This is a genomic window from Humibacter soli (genome assembly GCF_054779035.1).
This window is the reverse complement of the sequence record NZ_BAAGYX010000001.1, coordinates 2,135,568-2,156,103: the sequence shown is the minus strand read 5'-3', so window position 1 is coordinate 2,156,103 and position 20,536 is coordinate 2,135,568. Positions and strand designations below refer to the sequence as shown.

The 20,536-nt window shown below is 68.3% G+C and carries 21 protein-coding genes; 17 read left to right on the top strand and 4 right to left on the bottom strand.

The features are described 5' to 3' along the window. Nucleotides 1–4 precede the first annotated feature (4 nt). The 3 genes from ACYVDN_RS09925 to ACYVDN_RS09915 all read left to right on the top strand — a co-directional run bounded on the left by ACYVDN_RS09925 (nt 5) and on the right by ACYVDN_RS09915 (nt 2,999). Nucleotides 5–541, top strand: a complete 537-nt coding sequence (locus ACYVDN_RS09925; protein WP_460570894.1) for a DUF3817 domain-containing protein — start codon at nt 5–7, stop codon at nt 539–541. Then, nucleotides 537–2,120, top strand: a complete 1,584-nt coding sequence (gene guaA / locus ACYVDN_RS09920) for a glutamine-hydrolyzing GMP synthase (RefSeq protein ID WP_460572319.1) — start codon at nt 537–539, stop codon at nt 2,118–2,120. The genes ACYVDN_RS09925 and guaA overlap by 5 nt, the downstream gene beginning before the upstream one ends. A 72-nt stretch (nt 2,121–2,192) precedes the next feature. Beyond that, nucleotides 2,193–2,999: a ZIP family metal transporter gene (locus ACYVDN_RS09915; RefSeq protein WP_460570892.1), complete on the top strand. Its 807-nt coding sequence runs from the start codon at nt 2,193–2,195 to the stop codon at nt 2,997–2,999. 11 nt (nt 3,000–3,010) lie between these two features. Here the strand turns inward: ACYVDN_RS09915 and ACYVDN_RS09910 are convergent, their stop codons facing one another. The 3 genes from ACYVDN_RS09910 to mftR are packed head-to-tail and all read right to left on the bottom strand — an operon-like array spanning nt 3,011 to nt 6,056. After that, complete coding sequence (locus tag ACYVDN_RS09910) at nt 3,011–3,859, bottom strand: class I SAM-dependent methyltransferase (RefSeq protein WP_460570890.1); 849 nt, start codon at nt 3,857–3,859, stop codon at nt 3,011–3,013. Then, a complete protein-coding gene (gene mftG, locus ACYVDN_RS09905) occupies nt 3,856–5,445 on the bottom strand; it encodes a Rossmann-fold NAD(P)-binding domain-containing protein (RefSeq protein WP_460570888.1) in 1,590 nt (529 codons plus the stop codon). Before mftG ends, ACYVDN_RS09910 begins: the two co-directional genes overlap by 4 nt. Beyond that, nucleotides 5,442–6,056, bottom strand: a complete 615-nt coding sequence (gene mftR / locus ACYVDN_RS09900) for a TetR/AcrR family transcriptional regulator (protein ID WP_460570886.1) — start codon at nt 6,054–6,056, stop codon at nt 5,442–5,444. The genes mftG and mftR overlap by 4 nt, the downstream gene beginning before the upstream one ends. Nucleotides 6,057–6,133: 77 nt before the next feature. On the opposite strand from mftR, the gene mftE reads away from it, so the two are divergent. The 13 genes from mftE (at nt 6,134) to mftD (ending at nt 17,972) form a co-directional block, all read left to right on the top strand. Next, nucleotides 6,134–6,895, top strand: a complete 762-nt coding sequence (gene mftE, locus ACYVDN_RS09895; protein ID WP_460570884.1) for a mycofactocin biosynthesis peptidyl-dipeptidase MftE — start codon at nt 6,134–6,136, stop codon at nt 6,893–6,895. Continuing rightward, nucleotides 6,892–8,322, top strand: a complete 1,431-nt coding sequence (mftF, locus tag ACYVDN_RS09890; protein ID WP_460570882.1) for a mycofactocin biosynthesis glycosyltransferase MftF — start codon at nt 6,892–6,894, stop codon at nt 8,320–8,322. The genes mftE and mftF overlap by 4 nt, the downstream gene beginning before the upstream one ends. Before the next feature lie 98 nt (nt 8,323–8,420). Next, nucleotides 8,421–8,522: a mycofactocin precursor MftA gene (mftA, locus tag ACYVDN_RS09885; protein WP_460570880.1), complete on the top strand. Its 102-nt coding sequence runs from the start codon at nt 8,421–8,423 to the stop codon at nt 8,520–8,522. Further along, complete coding sequence (mftB, locus tag ACYVDN_RS09880; RefSeq protein WP_460570878.1) at nt 8,512–8,805, top strand: mycofactocin biosynthesis chaperone MftB; 294 nt, start codon at nt 8,512–8,514, stop codon at nt 8,803–8,805. The genes mftA and mftB overlap by 11 nt, the downstream gene beginning before the upstream one ends. Then, nucleotides 8,802–10,094 (top strand): mycofactocin radical SAM maturase, encoded by a 1,293-nt coding sequence (gene mftC / locus ACYVDN_RS09875; protein WP_460570876.1) that lies wholly within the window; start codon nt 8,802–8,804, stop codon nt 10,092–10,094. Before mftB ends, mftC begins: the two co-directional genes overlap by 4 nt. Nucleotides 10,095–10,259: 165 nt before the next feature. Next, nucleotides 10,260–11,075, top strand: a complete 816-nt coding sequence (locus ACYVDN_RS09870; protein ID WP_460570873.1) for a mycofactocin-coupled SDR family oxidoreductase — start codon at nt 10,260–10,262, stop codon at nt 11,073–11,075. Nucleotides 11,076–11,131: 56 nt separating this feature from the next. After that, a complete protein-coding gene (locus tag ACYVDN_RS09865; RefSeq protein WP_460570871.1) occupies nt 11,132–11,995 on the top strand; it encodes a mycofactocin-coupled SDR family oxidoreductase in 864 nt (287 codons plus the stop codon). 78 nt (nt 11,996–12,073) lie between these two features. After that, nucleotides 12,074–12,907: a mycofactocin-coupled SDR family oxidoreductase gene (locus ACYVDN_RS09860; RefSeq protein ID WP_460570869.1), complete on the top strand. Its 834-nt coding sequence runs from the start codon at nt 12,074–12,076 to the stop codon at nt 12,905–12,907. Between the two features lie 36 nt (nt 12,908–12,943). After that, nucleotides 12,944–13,780 (top strand): mycofactocin-coupled SDR family oxidoreductase, encoded by an 837-nt coding sequence (locus tag ACYVDN_RS09855; RefSeq protein WP_460570867.1) that lies wholly within the window; start codon nt 12,944–12,946, stop codon nt 13,778–13,780. Between the two features lie 105 nt (nt 13,781–13,885). Continuing rightward, nucleotides 13,886–14,698: a mycofactocin-coupled SDR family oxidoreductase gene (locus ACYVDN_RS09850; protein ID WP_460570865.1), complete on the top strand. Its 813-nt coding sequence runs from the start codon at nt 13,886–13,888 to the stop codon at nt 14,696–14,698. A gap of 39 nt (nt 14,699–14,737) precedes the next feature. Continuing rightward, on the top strand, nt 14,738–15,652 hold the full coding sequence (locus ACYVDN_RS09845; RefSeq protein ID WP_460570863.1) for an AAA family ATPase: 915 nt from the start codon (nt 14,738–14,740) through the stop codon (nt 15,650–15,652). A gap of 24 nt (nt 15,653–15,676) precedes the next feature. Further along, nucleotides 15,677–16,630, top strand: a complete 954-nt coding sequence (locus ACYVDN_RS09840; protein ID WP_460570861.1) for a vWA domain-containing protein — start codon at nt 15,677–15,679, stop codon at nt 16,628–16,630. Between the two features lie 139 nt (nt 16,631–16,769). Beyond that, nucleotides 16,770–17,972, top strand: coding sequence for an alpha-hydroxy-acid oxidizing protein (gene mftD, locus ACYVDN_RS09835; protein ID WP_460570859.1), 1,203 nt, complete (start codon nt 16,770–16,772; stop codon nt 17,970–17,972). Nucleotides 17,973–18,452: 480 nt separating this feature from the next. On the opposite strand, the gene ACYVDN_RS09830 is transcribed toward mftD, so the two are convergent. Continuing rightward, on the bottom strand, nt 18,453–19,310 hold the full coding sequence (locus tag ACYVDN_RS09830) for a Bax inhibitor-1/YccA family protein (RefSeq protein ID WP_460570857.1): 858 nt from the start codon (nt 19,308–19,310) through the stop codon (nt 18,453–18,455). A gap of 146 nt (nt 19,311–19,456) precedes the next feature. On the opposite strand from ACYVDN_RS09830, the gene ACYVDN_RS09825 reads away from it, so the two are divergent. Next, nucleotides 19,457–20,476 (top strand): PI-PLC domain-containing protein, encoded by a 1,020-nt coding sequence (locus tag ACYVDN_RS09825; RefSeq protein ID WP_460570855.1) that lies wholly within the window; start codon nt 19,457–19,459, stop codon nt 20,474–20,476. Nucleotides 20,477–20,536: the final 60 nt, after the last annotated feature.

Below are 20,536 nucleotides of genomic sequence, written 5' to 3'. Positions count from 1 at the left end.
CGACATGCCCAATCCCCCCGCGAACGAGGACGGCGGGAGCCTCCTCAAGCGCACCATCGAGCAGCTGCGATCGGCCAATTCGGCTCGGCCGCGCACGGTGGACATCCCCAAGATCCCAGGGGCGCTGAAGTTCTACCAGGTCACCGCGTACATCACCGGTGTCATGCTGCTGCTGCTCGTCGCCGAGATGATCCTCAAGTACGGCGTCGGGTACTCCGTGTACGCGTTCGCGCCTGGGCAGCCGGTCATCTCCCTCGTGCCCTACACCCCGCAGAACGCGAACATCGGCGGGTTCGACGTGTCGACGGCCATCCTGATCGCGCACGGATGGCTCTACGTGCTGTATCTGATCGCCGACTTCCGGCTGTGGTCTCTGATGCGCATGTCGTTCACGAAGTTCGTGCAGATCGCCCTCGGTGGCGTCGTTCCGTTCATGTCGTTCATCGTCGAGCACTACATCAGCAGGCAGGTGCACAAGTTCCTCGCCGAGAACCCCGTTCCGGCCAAGTCGTCGCAGACCAAGGTGGAGGCATCCCATTAACGACCAGGGCGCGTCAGCGAGCAAGCACCCGGTTCTCGTCGTCGACTTCGGCGCGCAGTACGCGCAGTTGATCGCACGACGCGTGCGCGAGGCATCCGTGTACTCGGAGATCGTGCCGCACACCATCACGGCGGCGGAGGTCGCGGCGAAGGACCCGGCGGGTATCGTGCTCTCCGGTGGTCCGTCGAGCGTGTACGAAGAGGGGGCGCCGAGCTTCGACCCGGCCATCTTCGACCTCGGCGTTCCCACGCTGGGCATCTGCTACGGCTTCCAGGTGATGGCGACGAGCCTGGGCGGCGAGGTGTCGAAGACGGGCGCCCGTGAGTACGGCTCCACAGAGGTGCGCGTGTCGGGTGCCGGCACGCTGTTGGCCGACCAGCCTGTGGACCAGACGGCATGGATGAGCCACGGTGACTCCGTCACGAAGGCGCCTGCCGGCTTCGACGTTCTGGCCTCCACCGACTCCACGCCGGTCGCCGCGTTCGCGAACGACGAGCGGCGGCTGTACGGCGTGCAGTGGCACCCCGAGGTGAAGCACTCCGCTTACGGCCAGGCCGTGCTGGAGAACTTCCTGCACAGGGCGGCGGGCATTCCCGCCGAGTGGAACAGCGAGAACGTCATCGAGCAGCAGGTTGCTGCGATCCGCGCCCAGGTCGGCGGCGGCCGCGTGATCTGCGGGCTCTCCGGTGGCGTCGACTCCGCCGTCGCTGCAGCGCTCGTGCACAAAGCGGTCGGCGACCAGCTGACCTGCGTGTTCGTCGACCACGGCCTGCTGCGCCAGGACGAGCGCGAACAGGTCGAGAAGGACTACGTTGCCTCGACCGGCGTTCGGCTGGTCACGATCGACGCAGCGGATGTCTTCCTCGACGCCCTCGCAGGCGTCAGCGACCCCGAGCAGAAACGCAAGATCATCGGGCGCGAGTTCATCCGCACGTTCGAGCGCGCCCAGGCCGAACTCGTCGCCGAGGCGGCGGCGGACGGCGACCCTGTGCGCTTCCTGGTGCAGGGAACGCTCTACCCCGACGTCGTCGAGTCGGGTGGCGGCACGGGAACGGCCAACATCAAGAGCCACCACAACGTCGGCGGACTGCCTGAAGATCTGCAGTTCGAGCTGGTCGAGCCGCTGCGCACCCTGTTCAAGGACGAGGTGCGTGCCGTGGGCCGCGAGCTCGGTCTGCCCGAGGTGATCGTGGGGCGACAGCCGTTCCCGGGACCGGGCTTGGGCATCCGCATCGTCGGCGAGGTGACGCGCGACCGGCTCGCGCTCCTGCGCAAAGCGGATGCCATCGCCAGGCACGAGCTGACGGCCGCAGGTCTCGACGGCGACATCTGGCAGTGCCCCGTCGTGCTGCTGGCCGACGTGCGGTCGGTCGGTGTGCAGGGGGATGGACGTACCTACGGGCATCCCATCGTGCTGCGCCCTGTGAGCTCCGAAGACGCGATGACCGCCGACTGGACGCGCCTGCCGTACGACGTGCTCGCGCGCATCTCGAACCGCATCACCAATGAGGTGGATGAGGTCAACCGGGTGGTTCTCGACGTCACGTCGAAGCCGCCGGGCACGATCGAATGGGAGTGACCGCTACCGTGGCGAGTGGAGCGGCCGAGGCCCAGTAAGATAAGGCTTGCCTAACCTTACGGAGCAAGCCCCATGGCCCTTTCCACGACCCTGCTGCTCGGCTTCCTCGCCGGGGCGACGATCATGCTCGGCATGCCGCTCGGTCGCCTGCGCGCCCCAGCACCGACGCTGCGGACCATGCTCAACGCGATCGCGGCAGGAGTGCTGCTGTTCCTGCTATGGGACGTGCTCGCGCATGCGTGGGAGCCGATCGATGTCGGCCTCGGCGAGATCCACTCGGGCAAAAACGATCTCGGCGCCGTCGTGGGGTACGGCCTGCTGTTCGCGGGCGGTCTCGCTGTGGGGTTGCTCGGCCTGGCCTGGTACGAGCGCTGGATGGTGCGGCGCTCTGGCGAGGAGCACCTTCCGCCGCGCAAGCTCGCGCTGCTGATCGCGGTCGGGATCGGCCTGCACAACTTCGCCGAGGGCCTCGCGATCGGGCAGTCGGCGGCATCGGGTGAGCTTCAGCTCGCCGTCGTTCTCGTCATCGGATTCGCTCTGCACAACGCCACGGAGGGCTTCGGCATCGTCGCCCCGCTCTCGGCCGACGTCGACGAGCACGGGCGGCGGCGCATCCCGTCGTGGGCGCAGCTCGTGCTGCTCGCGGTGATCGGCGGCGGTCCGACGTTCTTCGGCACCTGGGTCGGCACGTTCTTCTCGAGCGATGCCGTGAGCATCGTCTTCCTGACTCTGGCGGCCGGCTCGATCCTCTACGTCGTGATGCAGATGATCGGAACCGGCAGGAGATCGCGTCGCAGCGACCTTCTCGCCTACGGTGTGCTGATCGGACTGCTCGCGGGCTTCGTCACCGACGCGATCGTGACGGCCGGCGGCGCCTGACCGCCCCTTCGTCAACCCTCGGCGGTCGGAGGACCCGGGACGACGAACCGGCTGCGAAAGCGCTCGACGACCTCGCCTGGCATCGTCGTGGCGCGGACGTCGCGTGTCGCGACGACCGAAGGCCAGCCATCCCACCACAGAGCGTCCAGGGCATCATTCGCCGTCGCGCGGGCGAGGATGCCCTCCGGTATGCGTTGCGGGTCCGGCGCCTGGATGTCGGCGAGGAGGTCGCCGTAGGCATCCGTCAGCACCGGCGAGTCCGGGTCGAGCCCGACGACGACGAGCGTTCCGGTCGGGGCGGTGTTGACCAGCGCGCACGCCAGATCGGGCCGCCGATCGCGCAGGATGCCGACGAGCTTGTACACATCGCCCGTCCAGTTCTCGCTCGCCCGCTCGCGAGCGGCCTCCTCGGCGCGCCGCGGCAGCACGTCGTCGAACACCACCACCGTGCCCGGCCCGGCGAGGCGCTCGACGTTGGCGAAGTCGCGCAGCGCGAACTCCGCGAGGTGCATCCCGTCGATGAAGACGAGATCGGGCGGCACGCCCCGAAAGGATGCCAGCGCATCGTCACGGGCGAAGAACTCGTCGCTGGTCTTCCGCACCACCTCGACCTCCGCCGGAAGCGTGCGTGAGATGCGCGGCTCGGGGTCGACCCCGATCGTCACCGCCTTCGAGAGCTCGAGCCCGAAGCCCTCCGCCACGCCGATCTCGAGGTAGGTGCGGGGCTTGAGCACGAGGTGCAGACCGGAGAGGAACTCGTGCCTGGTCTGCCGTGGTGCGGGGAACCGGGTCGGGTCGACGCGGTAGATCGGGTACCCGTCCTTCGAGACGCCCTCGACGTCAGGGGATGGCGCGCTCATACGGCCGTGCCGATACCGGTGGCGGCGCCGGCGTGCGAGTCGGCAAGGGCGCGGCCGACGATCGCGCCCACGAGCAGCGCCGCGACCGCAGGCCCACGAGTGGGTGCCGTCGGCAGGATGGACGTATCCGCCACGACGAGCCCGTCGACGCCGCGAACGTGCCCAAAGACGTCGACCGGGGCGGCGTCGTCTCCGAACGGGATCGTGCCGCACGTGTGCAGCGACGTGCCGAGATGCTCGCGTACCCAGGCATCCAACAGAGCATCGTCGGCGAGAGTGCGGGGATCGGGAGCGGTGTCGCGCGCCGAGCCTTTGCTCCACGCCGTCGTTCTGAGCAGTTCGACGCTCAGGCGAACGGCATCTCGCATCCGTCGCCTGTCCTCGCCGGTCGACAGATAGTGATAGTCCAGCCGCGGCGGCTCGTCGGGATCGGCGGACCTCAGCCAAACCACTCCGTGGTTGCTCGGGGTCATCACGCTCGTCATGAGCGCAAGCGGGCTTTCGTCGTCGGCGTGATCGGCATCCAGCAGCGCCGCCATCGGTTTGAGCGTGCCGAGCACCTCGACGCCGTCGGTGTGCAGTGCACCCCCGAGCCATCCGCCTGGTGGAGCGGATGTCGGACGCTCGGGCTGCCACTCGATCACCACCTGCGGATGATCGCCGAAGCTCTGGCCGACCCGCGACGCGTCGACCACGACGGGCACGCCGAGCGCCGACAGCCTTCGCTCGGGCCCGATGCCGGAGAGCATCAACAGCTGCGCCGACTTCACGGCGCCCGCGCACATCACGACCAGCGGCGCGCGCACGACTCCTCTGACGCCTCGGCCGTACGAGCCTGGACCGCGAACCTCGACGCCCACCGCACGTCCGTGCTCGACGAGCACTCTGACGACGGTCGCGCCGCCACGCACCGTGAGATTGGGGCGGCGGAGCGCCGGCAGCACGAATGACATGCCCGCGTTGCGCCGTACGCTGAGCGAGACGTTGCAGGGAACGGGGCCGAAGCCGGGTGGTTCCTCGGCGTTCTTGTCGGGGTCGTCGAGGAATCCGAGCTCGGTCGCGGCGGCACCGAACAGTGCGGCGGCGGGATGACCGAGGTCGGTCCGCTCGACGGGTATCGGCCCACCCCTGCCGTGGATCTCCCCGGCGTCGCCGGCACGACTGGGCGGCGCGTCGCGGTCATCCTCGAGCGCGATGAACTCGCCGAGAGTCGCCGCAGGACTCCACTGTTCGCCGCCGAGGCGGGCCCAGGCCTCTAGATCGGAGCGCCGAGGGCGGATGAAGTAACCACCGTTGGTGGTCGACGAGCCGCCGAGGATGCGCCCCCTGACCGTTCCGTATGGACGGTCCGAGGTCAGCAGAGCAGGGAACGTCCACGAGTGGGCGCCGTCCGGTGCCGCGCCGCGTACCGTCCCGGCATCCAGCAGCTCGGGTGGGAACTCCGACTCGGCTCTCGGCACCACGCCGGACTCCAGCAGAAGCACCCGCCGACTGCCGTCCGCGGAGAGCCGGTCGGCGACCACGCAGCCTGCTGAGCCGGCGCCGACGACGATCGCGTCGTACTCGTCGGTCGTTCGGCCGATCACTCGGAGAGCCTGCCTGGCAAGCCGCCGAACAGCACCTCGAGGTCGGTCAGAGCCCTGTCGAGAACCTCGACCAGATCGCGGTCTCTGTCGCGCAGCCACTGCTCGTACGACGCGAGAGAGACGGCGAGGTAGATCCACGCGATCTCCTGCGGGCGCAGGTCGAGCGGATCGAGGTCGAGGCGTCTTGCGGCGAATTCGGCGATCACCGCTCGCCACGACGCGTACCGCAGGGTCGAGTGCGCGACGAGGGACGGCACGTTCAGCAGCAGCTGCATGCGCTCACGGTGGTACCCGAGCTCGTCATCCGGGTAGCGGTTGAACTCGAGGATGGCGTCGTGCAGCGCCTCGAACATCGGCACGTCGCGCGGAACGCCGGCCAGGCGCTCACGCATCTCGTCGACGAGGATGTCGAACTCACCCCACGGCAGATCGTTCTTCGACGCGAAGTAGCGGAAGAACGTTCGGCGCCCGATACCGGCCGCCGCCGCGATGTCGTCGACGGTGGTCGCGTCGAACCCGCGCTCGAAGAACAACTCGAGGCCGACGTGGCTGAGGTGGGCGATCGAGGTTGCACGTCTCCCCGAGGCGGGGGAGATGGTCTGCGCAGCCATGATCGCAATTCTTGCGCAACCGAGAGCGGGTGGCACCAAGTGTCATCCACGTGTCGTCACGACGGTAGGTTCGTTGGATGGACCTCGTCGACGCGAGATGGGACTGGATCGAGCCCGGCTCGCTCGTGCTCGTGCCGGTCGGCTCGACCGAGCAGCACGGGCCTCATCTGCCGTTCGACACCGACACCCTGATCGCCGAGGCCGTCGCTCGAGGGGTCGCCGGGCGGATGCCGCCGGGCAGAGCCGTGCTGGCCCCGTCGGTCGCCTACGGGGCGAGCGGGGAGCATCAGGACTTCCCCGGCACGGTATCGATCGGCACCGAGGTGCTGACCTCCGTGCTGATCGAGCTCGGCCGCTCGATCGCCACCTGGGCCGGCCGCATCGTCTTCGTGAACGGCCACGGCGGCAACGTCGAGGCGACGACGTCGGCGGTCGACCGGCTGCGGTTCGAAGCTCGTGATGTGGCGTGGGTTCCGTGCGTGCCACCCGGCAGCGACGCCCACGCCGGTCGGGCGGAGACGTCCCTTCTGCTGTACCTGCACCCTGCGCGGGTCGTGCCCGATCGTGCGGCGTCCGGGCCCGTCGACAGCATCGACGCCCTTCTTCCCGAGTTGCGCGAGAAGGGCGTGCGGGCGGTCTCGCCGAGCGGTGTCCTCGGCGACCCGCGCGGCGCGTCCGCCGCGGAGGGCAAGCATCTTCTCGAACGGATGATCTCGGATGCCACCCGTCGCGTTCTGCGCGGCGGACAACTTCGCTGGTCGAATAGCGTCGATCGAAGGTCGACGCGTATCGAGACCGACCGCGGACAAACCGCCGCCGATGGGGAAGGGCGGGCATGACCGGCCTTCCCGATGGCGCAGTGCTGCGGTTGCGAGCCGACGTGCGGGTCAGCGACGGCGGACGCGCGCTCGTGGGCGGCGCGCCCACCAGGGTGCTCTACCTGAAGGACGCCGCCCAGCGGCTGATCGAGAACCGCCGCCTGACGGTGCGCGACGCTCCCTCGAGGGCGCTGGCGGACATCCTGATCGACGCCGGTCTTGCGGACCCCGTGCTGGAGTCTCTGCCGGCACCCGCCGTGGGCAACGAGGACGTGACGTTCGTCATCCCTGCCTACGGTCGGGCGGAGGGGCTGGACCGGCTGCTGGCGAGCGTGCCTCCCGGTCATCCCGTGATCGTCGTCGACGACGCGTCGCCCGAGCCGGGGCCGATCGCAGAGGCTGCTGCACGGCACGGTGCACGCCTCGTCGTGCTCGACGAGAATCGCGGCCCGGGGGGCGCGCGCAACGGCGGCCTAGACCAGGTCACGACGCCCTTCGTCGTCTTCGTCGACACCGACGTGGTCGTCGACGAGAAGGTCGTGCCCGCCCTGCTGCGGCACTTCGCGGACGAGCGGATGGCCGTCGTCGCACCCAGGGTTCTCGGTCTGCGAGACGGCGAGGGCGCGAACTGGATCGAGCGGTACGAGGCCGCGCGATCGTCGCTCGATCTCGGCCCGACCGGCGGTGCGGTGAAGCCGCGCGCACCGATCTCGTGGGTGCCTGCAACATTCCTGCTCGCCAGGGTGGATGCCCTCGGCGACGGCTTCACGCCGGGCATGCGTGAGGGGGAGGACGTCGACCTGGTCTGGCGGCTCGTCGCCGAGGGCCGCCGCGTGCGGTACGAGGCCGGCGCCGTCGTGTGGCACGAGCACCGCACGACGATGCGGGACTGGATGTCGCGCAAGGTGCTCTACGGATCGTCGGCGACTCCGCTCGAGCGCAGGCACGGCAACCTCATCGCGCCCGCGGTGTTCGCACCGTGGAGCCTTGCGTTCGTGATCGCCCTCCTCGCGCAGCGCAAATGGTCACCGTTCGCCGCGCTGGCGATCGCAGCGTGGGCGACGGTACGCATCGCGCGCAAGCTGACCCGTAGCGGTCATCCCTACCGCGACGCCTCGCGTCTCACGGCGAGCGGTGTCGACGCCGCCGTCAAGCAGACCATGGCGCTTCTCGTGAGGCACTGGTGGCCCGTCGCGGTGCTGGCGGCGTTGTTCTCCGCACGCGCGGGACGGGCGCTCGCCGTGGCCGCCGTCGCGGATGCCGCCCTCGAGTACCGCCGCACGAGCCCGCAGCTCGACTTCGCCAGGTTCGCGCTGGCGCGCAGGCTCGACGATCTCGCGTACGGCTTCGGCGTGTGGAAGAGCGCGGTCAAGGGCCGCTCGATTCGAGCGCTGCTCCCCGACATCGTGCTCCGTCGTCGCCGGCGTGGTTCCGCCGATCTCCACTGAGGGTCTTGCGAGTGGCACTTAGTGCCACATAGAGTGGGAAACGTCGCGGAGAACTCCACGATCGACCACGATCGCTGCACTGTCGCAAGGAGTGACACATGGATGCAACGCATGCACCTGAAGACGCCACCACCGATGTCGTCGAAGCCGACACCCTCGTCGAGGAGGTTTCGATCGACGGGATGTGCGGTGTCTACTGAGTCGCACGCAGACGTCATCGACCTGGGGCGTGCATGGCGATTGCACCCCCAGGTCTCGGTGCGACCGGAGCCTTTCGGCGCACTGCTCTACCACTTCGGCACTCGTAAGCTCTCGTTCCTGAAGGACCGCCGTCTGCTCGCGGTCGTCGAGGCGCTTCCCTCGCAGGACACGGCGCGTGACGCGTGCCTTGCTTCGGGCGTCGCAGAGGGCGAGCTGCCGAGGTTCAGCCAGGCCCTCGATGCGCTTCGCAGGTCGGACATGCTCGTGGAGGCCGCGTCGTGACCCTTCTCGAGACGCCCGTTGCGACATCCCATGCCGCGACGGATGCCCGGCAGCACGCATCACGCGCGACGGGCACTCGCCTCGTCGACCTCTTCGAGTACGGGCTGGACTCGCCGATCTGCCTGACGTGGGAGCTCACCTACGCGTGCAACCTCTCGTGCGTGCACTGCCTGTCGAGCTCCGGCCGGCGCGATCCGCGAGAGCTCACCACCGAGGAGTGCAAGGCCGTCGTCGACGAGCTGGAGCGCATGCAGGTGTTCTACGTGAACATCGGCGGCGGAGAGCCGACCGTGCGCAGCGACTTCTGGGAGATCGTCGATTACGCGACGGCCCATCACGTCGGCGTGAAGTTCTCCACGAACGGCGTCAAGCTCACGCCGGAGCGAGCACGCCAGCTGGCGGGGAACGACTACCTCGACATCCAGATCTCACTCGACGGCGCGACGGCCGAGGTCAACGACTACGTGCGCGGACCGGGGTCGTACGACACCGCCATGCAGGCGATGCAGAACCTCAAAGACGCTGGCATGAAGAACTTCAAGCTCTCCGTCGTCTGCACCCGGTACAACATTCCCCAGCTCGACGAGTTCAAGGCCATCGCCGACAGGTACGGTGCGCAGCTACGGCTCACCCGCCTCCGCCCGTCGGGCAGGGGAGCGGACAGCTGGGACGATCTTCACCCGCTTCCCGAACAGCAGCGCGAGCTGTACGACTGGCTCGTCGCGCACGGCGACGGCGTGCTCACCGGCGACTCGTTCTTCCACCTCTCCGCGTACGGCCAGGCACTGCCGGGCCTCAACTTGTGCGGCGCAGGTCGCGTGGTGTGCCTGATCGACCCGGTCGGCGACGTCTACGCGTGCCCGTTCGCGATCCACGAGGAATTCCTCGCAGGCAACGTGCGGATGCCGGGCGGTTTCAAGCAGGTGTGGCGCGAGTCCGAGCTGTTCCTGAGGCTGCGTGAGCCGCAGTCCGGCGGGGCATGCACGTCGTGCCAATTCTTCGACACGTGCAAGGGCGGCTGCATGGCCGCGAAGTTCTTCACGGGACTGCCCCTCGACGGGCCGGACCCGGAATGCGTTCAGGGGTACGGCGAGGAGCTCCTGAAGAACGCGAAGGCCAAGGAGCGTTCGGCTCCCCGGTCATCCATCGATCACTCGCACCGAACGTCACCACCCAGACCGGTCTCAGGACCGGGCCCGGTGCGTCTCACGCTCAAGCGGCGTGACGAGCTCGGCAGGCAGTCGGCCAACGCCTGCGAGCCCGACCCCCTGGCAGGCTTCACCGGCTGACAGCCAGCACCACCGACGAACAACGCCGCAGAGCGGCGACCACACGAACACATCGCGACCCGGGCACCCAGCCAGGGGCGGTTCACTGCGCCCTCGAGACGCGGATCACTCGCCGCCGCATGCCGACCGGCATCCGACGGGGCGAACAAGAGAAGAGGAACAGAAATGGGAGTTCTCGAAGGCAAAGTCGCCTTCATCACCGGTGCGGCCCGCGGGCAGGGCCGGAGCCACGCCGTGCGCCTCGCCGAAGAGGGCGCCGACATCATCGCCGTCGACATCGCGGCTCAGATCGAGACCGTTCCTTACCCGATGTCGACGCCGGAGGATCTGGCGGAGACCGTGCGTCTCGTCGAGGCCCTCGACCGCCGCATCTACTCGCAGGTCGCCGACGTTCGCGACAAGGCAGCGTTGCAGAGCGCGTTCGACGCCGGCACCGCCCAGCTCGGCTCCGTCGACATCGTGCTCGCCAACGCAGGCATCGCGCCGATGTCGATGCACCCGGTGCAGCAGGAGTGGCCCGACGTCATCGCCACGAACCTCACCGGCGTCTACAACACGGTCGAGGTCTCCAAGCAGTCGCTGATCGACGGCGGCAAGGGCGGCGCGATCGTTCTCACCAGCTCCACAGCGGGGCTCACCGGAATCGGCGGAGACACCCCTGGCGGACTGGGCTACACCGCAGCCAAGCACGGCGTCGTGGGGCTGATGCGCTCCTACGCCAACTACCTCGCGCAGTACTCGATCCGCGTGAACACGGTGCACCCGACGGGTGTCAACACGCCCATGGTGGTCAACGACGTCATGCAGGAGTTCCTGCAGAACGACCCGGCGATGGGTCAGGCGATGGCCAACGCCCTCCCCGTCCCTCTCGTCGAGGCCGTCGACATCTCGAACGCGATCGTCTGGCTCGTGTCGGATGCCGCGCGATACGTCACGGGCGTCACGCTGCCGGTCGACGCCGGATTCGTCAACAAGCGATAGCACGAACGAGCCCCTGCCGGCATCCGTTCCGGCAGGGGCTGGAAGGAAGGCACGACATGGGAATGCTGGACGGCAAGGTTGCCCTGGTGACCGGCGGCTCGCGAGGACAGGGGCGGGCGCACGCCGTGACCTGTGCTCGAGAGGGCGCCGACGTGATCATCGTCGACACGCTCAGCCAGATCGGAAGCGTCGTCTACCCGATGGCGCAGCAGGCCGACTTCGACGAGACGGTCAAGCAGGTCGAGGCATTCGACCGCCGCATCATCGCCTTGGAAGGGGATGTCCGCAAGCAGGCCGACCTGGACCGTGCGGTGGAACGCGGGGTCGCGGAGTTCGGACGCATCGACATCCTGATCGCCAACGCGGGCATCTTCTCGCTCGCACCGGCGCACGAGCTCACCGACGAGATGTGGGACGACATGATCGGCGTCAACCTCACCGGGGTGTGGAAGTCGGCGAAGGCCGTTCTGCCGCAGATGATGGCGCAGGGCGGCGGCTCGATCGTGATGACCTCGTCGATCAACGGGTTGGAGCCCGGCGAGAACTACGTGCACTACTGCGCGGCGAAGTTCGGCGTCGTCGGCGTGATGAAGACGCTCGCCTTGGAGTACGCGAAGTACGGCATCCGCGTCAACGCCGTGCATCCAGGAGCCATCCTCACGCCCATGACGAGCTGGCAGGGCGCGTGGGACATGATGTCGGGCAAGCCGGCGGGTGAAGGCACGGAGGCCGACATGCTCGAGGCCGGCTACTCCTTCCACGCCCTGAAGGGGAACGGATTCCTCTCGCCGCAGCGCATAGCGGATGCCGCACTGTGGCTGAACTCGGACCTGGCGTCATCCGTCACCGGCATCTCGGTGCCCGTCGACGCAGGCCATCTTCTGATGCCGGGCTACAACAGCGCACCGGTCAAGGACTGACGAGCGCCGCCCGATCGGCGACGCGACAGAGACGCGACAGAGACGCGAGAGAGACGCGACAGAAAGGGAGCACGGATCATGGCAGGACGCGTAGAGGGCAAGGTGGCCTTCATCACGGGAGCAGCACGCGGGCAGGGACGCAGCCACGCGGTGAGGCTCGCACAGGAGGGCGCCGACATCATCGCCGTCGACCTGCTCGAGGACATCCCGGGAGCGCCGTACAAGGGTGCGACCGAGGCTGACCTCGCGGAGACCGTTCGGCAGGTCGAGGCGCTCGACCGCCGGATCGTGGCGAGCAAGGCCGACGTGCGCGACTTCGACGGCCTGAAGGCCGCGGTCGACGAGGGCGTCGCACAACTCGGCCGGCTCGACATCGTTTCGGCCAACGCGGGCATCTCCACGCAGATGGCGCCGACCGACGAGCTGTCGGAGGACATGTGGCAGAACATGATCGACACCAACCTCACGGGGGTGTGGCACACGGTGAAGGCCGCGCTGCCTCACCTCAAGGCGGGTGGCCGCGGCGGGTCGATCATCCTGACGAGTTCCGAGGCCGGCATCCGCGGCTACGGCAACATCGCGCACTACGTGTCGGCGAAGCACGGCGTCGTCGGGCTGATGCGCACCCTCGCGCTGGAGCTGGCGCCGCAGAGCATCCGCGTCAACAGCATCCACCCGACGCAGGTCGACACCGACATGATCCAGAACACGGCCACCTACGACCTGTTCACGGGCAAGCAAGGGTCGACGAAAGAAGAGTTCGCTGCCGCGTCGGAAGCGGTGATCGCGTTGCCGATCCCGTGGGTCGACGCTGTGGACATCTCCAACGCCCTGCTGTTCCTCGCCTCCGACGAGGCGCGCTACATCACCGGCGTGCCGCTGCCGGTCGACGGCGGCAACTTCCTGATCTGACACGCGAGACGAGTACGAGAAGAGAAGAGACGAATCATGGCAGGACGTGTTGAAGGCAAGGTCGCACTCGTCACGGGCGCGGCGAGGGGACAGGGACGCAGCCACGCGCTGCGGCTCGCGCAGGAGGGCGCCGACATCATCGCCGTCGACCTCGCAGGGCAGATCGGCAGCGTGCCCTACGCGATGTCGACGACTGCGGACCTCGACGAGACGGTCAGGCAGGTCGAGGCGCTCGACAGGCGCATCGTGGCGAGGCAGGCGGATGTCCGTGACTTCGGCGCGCTGAGCACCGCTGTCGACGAGGGAGTCGCCGAGCTCGGCAAGCTCGACATCGTGTCGGCCAACGCGGGCATCTTCAGCTTCGGAACCCTCGACGCCCTCACGGACGAGGAGTGGAACGACATGATCGCCGTGAACCTCACGGGGGTCTGGCACACCGTGAAGGCCGCCATTCCGCACCTTCGCGCGAACGGCGGCGGGTCGGTCATCCTGACCAGCTCCACTGCGGGGCTGCTGGCGATCGAGAACATCGGACACTACGTGTCCGCGAAGCACGGCGTTGTCGGGCTGATGAAGACTGCGGCCCTGGAGCTGGCCCGCGACGGCATCCGCGTCAACTCGGTGCATCCGACGAGCGTGAACACCGACATGATCCAGAACGCCGCCACGTACGAGCTGTTCGCGCCCGACCTGCCGCCGAACGAGCGCACGAAGGATGTGCTGGCGCCCCGGTTCCAGACGATGAACGTGCTGCCCGTTCCGTGGGTCGAGCCTGTCGACATCTCCAACGCCGTGCTCTGGCTGGCCTCGGACGAGGCCCGCTACGTCACGGGACTCGAGCTGAAGGTCGACGCCGGCCAGACACTGAAGTAGCGCTGGGCCCGCTTCACCACAACCGCTTCACCACAACCGCTTCACCACAACCGCTTCACCCGAACAACCGCTTCACCCGAAGATCGAAAGCAGAAGGAGAACACCATGGCAGGACGCGTTGAAGGCAAGGTCGCCTTCGTCACCGGCGCCGCGCGAGGACAGGGTCGCTCGCACGCCGTACGGCTCGCGGAGGAGGGCGCCGACATCATCGCGGTCGACCTCATCGACCACATGCCGAACGTGCAGTACCCGTCGGCGACCCAGGCCGACCTCGACGAGACCGTGCGTCAGGTCGAGGCCCTCGACCGCCGGATCATCGCGAGCAAAGCCGACATCCGCGACCGCGCAGCCCTGAAGACGGCTCTCGACGCCGGAGTCGCCGAGCTCGGCCACCTCGACATCGTCGTCGCCAATGCAGGCATCTGCGTCATCGCCGGCTGGGACGAGACGACCGAGGACATCTGGAACCAGACCATCGACACGAACCTCACCGGCACTTGGAACACCGTGAGCCTCGCGGCGCCGCACCTGATCGCGGCGGGCGGCGGGTCGATGATCCTCACCAGTTCGGCGGCCGGCATCAAGGGACTTCCGTTCCTCAGCGCCTACGTCGCAGCCAAGCACGGCGTCGTCGGCCTGATGCGAGCCTTCGCGACGGAGTTGTCCGAGTACGACATCCGCGTGAACACGCTGCACCCGACGGGTGTCGACACGCCGATGGGCGACATGGCGGAGAACCCGTTCGGGCCGCTGCTGGAGAAGCACCCGAAGCTCGGCGGAATGCTCGCCAACCTGCTGCCCATCGAGGTCACGCAGCCGCGCGACCAGTCGAACGCCGTGCTGTTCCTCGCCTCGGACGAGGCGCGCTACATAACGTCGACCGAGCTGACGGTGGATGCCGGCAACACGCAGTACTGATCGCGGCCCCGCGCGGGCGGTAGAAAGACGAGGGATTCGATGGCCGATGGTGTGAGCGACGACCTGCGTCACCGCATTCTCTCGCGCGTCGTCGGCCGCGAGCGTGAGCTGGAACTCGCGCTCGCGGCCGTCGCCGCAGGCAGAGACGTGGTGCTCGAAGGGCCGCCCGGGACGAGCAAGACGACGATGCTCAAGGCGATCACGGCCGAGTGGGGCATCCCGTTGCTCTTCGTCGAGGGGAACGGCGACCTCACCCCGGCCAAGCTGATCGGGCACCACAACCCCGCCAGAGTGCTGCGCGAGGACTACAGTGCCGAAAACTTCGTCGCCGGGCCGCTGGTCGAGGCGATGGAGAAGGGCGGGTTCCTCTACATCGAGGAGTTCAACCGAGCGCCGGAGGACACGCTCAACACCCTGCTGGCGGCGATGGCCGATCGTGCGATCGAGGTGCCGAGGGTCGGGTCCATCCAGGCCGGCCCCACGTTCCGTGTCATCGCCTCGATGAACCCGTACGACAACGTCGGAACGACCAGGCTCTCCACGAGCGTGAGCGACCGCCTGAATCGCATCGTCATCGACTACCAGGACGCCGACAGCGAGGAGCGCATCGTCGCCCTGCGCTCCGGCATCACGGACGAGCCCGCTGAGCGCATCGTGCCCGATGCCGTGGCGGTCACAAGGGCAACGCGCAGGCATCCTGCCGTGCGACAGGGCAGCAGCGTGCGAGGCGCGATCGACTGCGCTCTGATCGCTGCCCAACTCTGCGAGCTGCGCGGGGTCAGGGATGCCGGTGACGAGGGTTACCCGCAGCTGATGTTCGACGCCATGCTGGTCGCGCTGTCCGGCCGCATCCGGCTCGACGAGGCGGCGGAGACCACGCCGGAGGCGGTCCTGCGCGAGATCTGGGAGGACCGGTTCGTGCTGGAGCCCGCCGCATACGCAGGGCCGACGTGAAGAGCCGTCCCTGCGGATTCCCCGGTGCAGCGACGCCGCGAGGAGGTGTCGACGCGTCCGCTGCGCCGCACGCCGAAGCAGCTCAGCGAGGAACCGACCGTGTTCGAGTCGCGCGTGGGTAAAGGTGGGTTCGCGCTGCGCGCCGGTCAACGCGGCGCGGGCGCGACGGCGAAGCAGCTGCCTTCCGTGCAGGAGGCAGGCTTCACCGACGAGCCCGGCGCTGTGGTGACGATCGAGGAGCAGATCGCGGCGGAGCCTGCTGTTCGAGAGCGTGCGCGACGCATCGCCGCACGCCTGGCGGTGCCGCGGCCGCGCGCCGAGCGCTCGGCGCGGCGAGGGCAAGGCGTGCTGGCGAGCCTGCCGTATCGGGGAGTCGCTGACGACATCGATCTCGACGCGACCATCGAGGTGCTCGCCGAACGTCCGGTGCCGGAAGACGAAGACATCATCGTGCGGGATCGCATCCGCACCGCACGTGCGGTCGTGCTGGCAGTAGACGTGTCAGGGTCGGCGAAGGGCGAGCGCATCCGCACGGCCGCTGCGACGGTTGGCGCGCTCGCCGGCGAACTCGAGCGGGACAGGCTCGGGGTGATCGCCTTCTGGTCGGATGCCGCGATCCTGTTGCGTCTCGGCGAGCCGATCAAGCCCTTCGACCTGCTGGACCAGCTGCTGCGCATCCCCGCCCGCGGCCTGACGAACGTGGCCTTTCCGCTGCAGCTCGCTGCCGATCAGCTCGCAGGCGCTTCGGAGAGGGATGCGCGGGTCGTGCTGCTGTCGGACTGCGTGCACAACGCCGGCCCCGACCCGCGGCGGATCGCGGCGGTGCTGCCGAGGCTGGACATCCTGCTCGACGTCAGCGGAGAGAAGGACGTCGAGCTCGGGAAGGACCTCGCGCGAGCGGGGCGGGGACGTCTGCGGCTCATCCGCGACTTCCACGATGTACCGCCGGCGATCACGGAGATCTTCCGCGACGGATGACCCCGCGTGCGCCATCCACCGGCGCACGCGCCACAGACACGGGCGCACCGGCCCACCAAGGCGGTGCACCATACGCCCCGTCACCACCCCGGGCGATGCACCATACGAAGAGACGAAGACGAGAAGAGGGAGCAAGACGATGCCCTGGAAGCAGAACCCGTGGTTCGAGACAGTGCTGGAGGCGCAGCGGCGCGCGAAGAAGCGGCTGCCGCCCTCGGTCTATGCGGCCCTCGTCGCCGGATCCGAACGCGGCAAGACGCCGGAGGACAACATGAACGCGTTCGGCGAGCTGCAGTTCGCGCCGCACGTCGCTGGGCACCAGACCGACCGCGAGCTCGGCACGACGGTGCTGGGCATCCCGATCTCACTCCCGGTGCTCATCTCGCCGACGGGTGTGCAGGCCGTTCATCCGGATGGTGAGGTCGCCGTCGCGCGTGCCGCCGCGAACCGGGGAACGATCATGGGGCTCAGCTCGTTCGCGAGCAAGCCCGTCGAAGAGGTGGCTGCGGCGAACCCGAACACGTTCTTCCAGATGTACTGGACGGGCACGAGGGAAGCCATGGTGCAGCGCATGGACCGGGCGCGAGCCGCTGGGGCGAAGGCGTTGATCGCCACGCTCGACTGGTCGTTCTCGATCGGACGTGACTGGGGGAGCCCGGCGATTCCCGAGAGGCTCGACTTCAAGGCGATGGTGGACTTCGCACCCGAGGCCGTGACGCGTCCGAAGTGGCTCACCGCCTACCTGAAGTCGCGTCATCTGCCGGACCTGAGCGCCCCCAACCTGCAGCCGCCTGGCGGCGTGGCGCCCACCTTCTTCGGCGCCTACTACGAGTGGCAGCAGACCCCGCCGCCCACGTGGGAAGACGTCGCGTGGCTCCGCGAGGCGTGGGGCGGCCCGTTCGTGCTCAAGGGGATCACGAGGGTCGACGACGCGAAGCGCGCCGTCGACGCCGGTGTGGATGCCATCTCCGTGTCCAACCACGGCGGCAACAACCTCGACACCACGCCCGCGACCATCAGGTGTCTGCCCGCCGTGGCCGAGGCCGTCGGCGACCAGGTCGAGGTGCTGCTCGACGGGGGGATCCGTCGAGGCGGTGACGTCGCAAAGGCCCTGGCCCTGGGTGCTCGCGCCGTGATGATCGGCCGAGCGTACCTGTGGGGTCTGGCCGCGAACGGGCAGACCGGAGTAGAGAACGTGCTCGACCTGTTGCGCATGGGCCTCGACTCGGCCGTGCTGGGCCTCGGACACAAGTCGATCAACGAGCTGAGCCGCGAGGACCTCTACATTCCAGAGGGCTTCGAGCGCACCCTCGGTGTGCCGCAGGACGCCCCCACCCCCTGAGCGAGTACGCCCCCGGGCGGCGCCGAGCCGCCACCCCACTCATCACTCACCCACACCGGGCGTCGAGCGACCACGCTGCCGTCGAGCCACCACTCTGCCGCCGAGCCACCACCAAATCGGCGCGCATAAGTGGGTGGCTGGGCGACTGAGTGGTGGCTCGTGGAGCGGCGGTCGCTGATCCACCCTCTGACCCAACGTCGTAGACCCCACCACCCTGCCGTCGACCCACCACACACGCCCACCGGCGTCGACCCACCACTCGCTTGCCGACCCACCACCTTGCCGCCGAACAACCACACTGTCGCCGAGCCACCACCGAATCCGCGTGGATAAGTGGGTGGCTCGGCGAGTGGGTGGTGGGTCGCCAAGCAAGTGGGACGCTCGGCGAAGGGGTGGTGGTTCGCGGAGCGGAACTCGATGGTCTGCCGCAAAGGAGAGAGGCTCCATCCCGCGTGGGACGAAGCCTCTCGTTCTTTGGGATCAGTTACGGGCGCCGCCGGACATGATCGCGAACAGGCGCAGGAACTCGACGTAGAGCCAGATGAGCGTGACCACGAGGCCGAACGCGCCGTACCAGCCCATCACGCGCGGTGCGCGGTTGCGCACGCCGTTCTGGATGAAGTCGAAGTCGAGCACGAGCGAGTACGCGGCGAGCAGCACTGCGACGATTCCGATGATCACGCCGAGCGGAATGTCGAACAGCCACGGAATACGCATGGAATAGATGCCGAACGGTCCGCCGGTGGCCGACTGGCTGAACCCGCCGAACAGCATGACGACCAGGTTCACGATGCCGAACAGCGCGTAGCCGATCAGCGCGACGAGGAACACCTTCGTCGCGCGAGCGGATGCCCGTACCTTGCCGAACGAGAACAGCACGAGTGTGATCGCGAAGACGGCCAGGGTCGCGATCACCGCCTGGATGACGACGCCGTTCCACAGGCTCTCGAAGATGGCTGAGAGGCCTCCGATGAAGAGACCCTGTGCGGCGCCGTACAGCAGGATGAGCGCCGGGGACGGCGAGCGCTTGAACGCGTTGACCATTCCAAGCACGAGGCCGACGATGGCGCCGGGCCATGCCAACACGGGGAAGAACCAGCCGACGGTCGCCGTCGCGAGCAGCACGACGAACAGCAGAACCGTCTTGACGATGGTGTCTTCGTAGGTCATCCGGCCCGTGTCCGCCGACTTCGCGGCGGGTGCCTCGTAGAGGGACTGGATGCCTTCTGCTGTGGAGAGCGCATTGGTCTCGGTCGCGGTCGAGACGGTCGCGCCGTCGACCGGGGAGTTCGGCTTGAACGCCGGATTGCGCGAGAAAGCGGGGTTGGAGAGGGCCATGAAGCAACGTTACCGGACCGTGCCGCGGTCACGGCTGGGGTTCCGCTGAACAATCAGGTCATCCCCGAGCCCTTCGGTCTCGCTGCGTGCGACCGCGCGCGGTGGTGTTGCGGTGTGCGGACATCGCGACCTCGTATGATCTGCGCATGCCCAGCCCGTCCTCGCCGCTCGTGATCGGCCATCGGGGTGCTCCCGGCTACCGGCCCGAGCACACCCGAGCGTCTTACGAGCTGGCGTTCGCTCTCGGAGCCGACGCCGTCGAGCCGGACATCGTCGCGACGAAGGACGGCGTGCTCGTCATCCGGCACGAGAACGAGATCTCCGCGACGACCGACGTTGCGTCGCGCGACGAGTTCGCGCACCTGCGCGCCACGAAGACCGTCGACGGCGTGCGGCACACCGGTTGGTTCACCGAGGACTTCACGTGGGCGGAGCTGTCGACGCTTCGCGCCATCGAACGGTTGCCGGGGCTCAGGCAGGCGAGTTCCAGCTTCAACGGGGCGTATCCGCTGATGCGCCTCTCTCAGCTGCTCGAGCTGGTCGACGTGCAGTCCGATCGGGCGGGACGGGCGCTCGGCCTGGTGGTGGAGCTGAAGCACGCCACGTACTTCGAGGGGCTCGGCCTGCCGCTCGACGAGCTGTTCGCCGATACCGTTCGGGACTCCGGGTGGAAGGACGACGCCGGCCGTCTCGTTGTCGAGTCGTTCGAACGCACCGTGCTCGCAGGCATCCGACGGCGGGGCGTTCGCGGCAAGATGGTCTACCTCATCGAGGCGACAGGAACCCCTTACGACGCCGTGGCTCGCGACGGCGCATCGGCGCGAACGTACGCGCAGGAGATCGACGGCGCAGGGCTCTACGCACTCGCCACGGCGACCGGGGATGCCGCGATCGACGGCATCAGCGTGAGCAAGACGCTGCTGCTGGATGCCGCGGGAGACGGCACCACCGATCTGGTAGACCGTGCGCACGGCGTCGGCCTCGAGATCTACTCGTGGACGCTGCGCCCCGAGAACCGGTTCCTTTCCAAGCGATTCAGGCGCGGCGGAGCTGCGGATCGCTTCGGGGACTGGCAGCGCGAGTTCGAGGTGATCATCTCCACCGGTGTCGACGGGGTCTTCGCCGATCATCCCGACCTCGCGGTCGTCGCGCGTGACGCGATCTGATCGCGAGGCAACGCAGGGACCATCACACCGCGGGTCATCGCACCGTCGTCATCACACCGC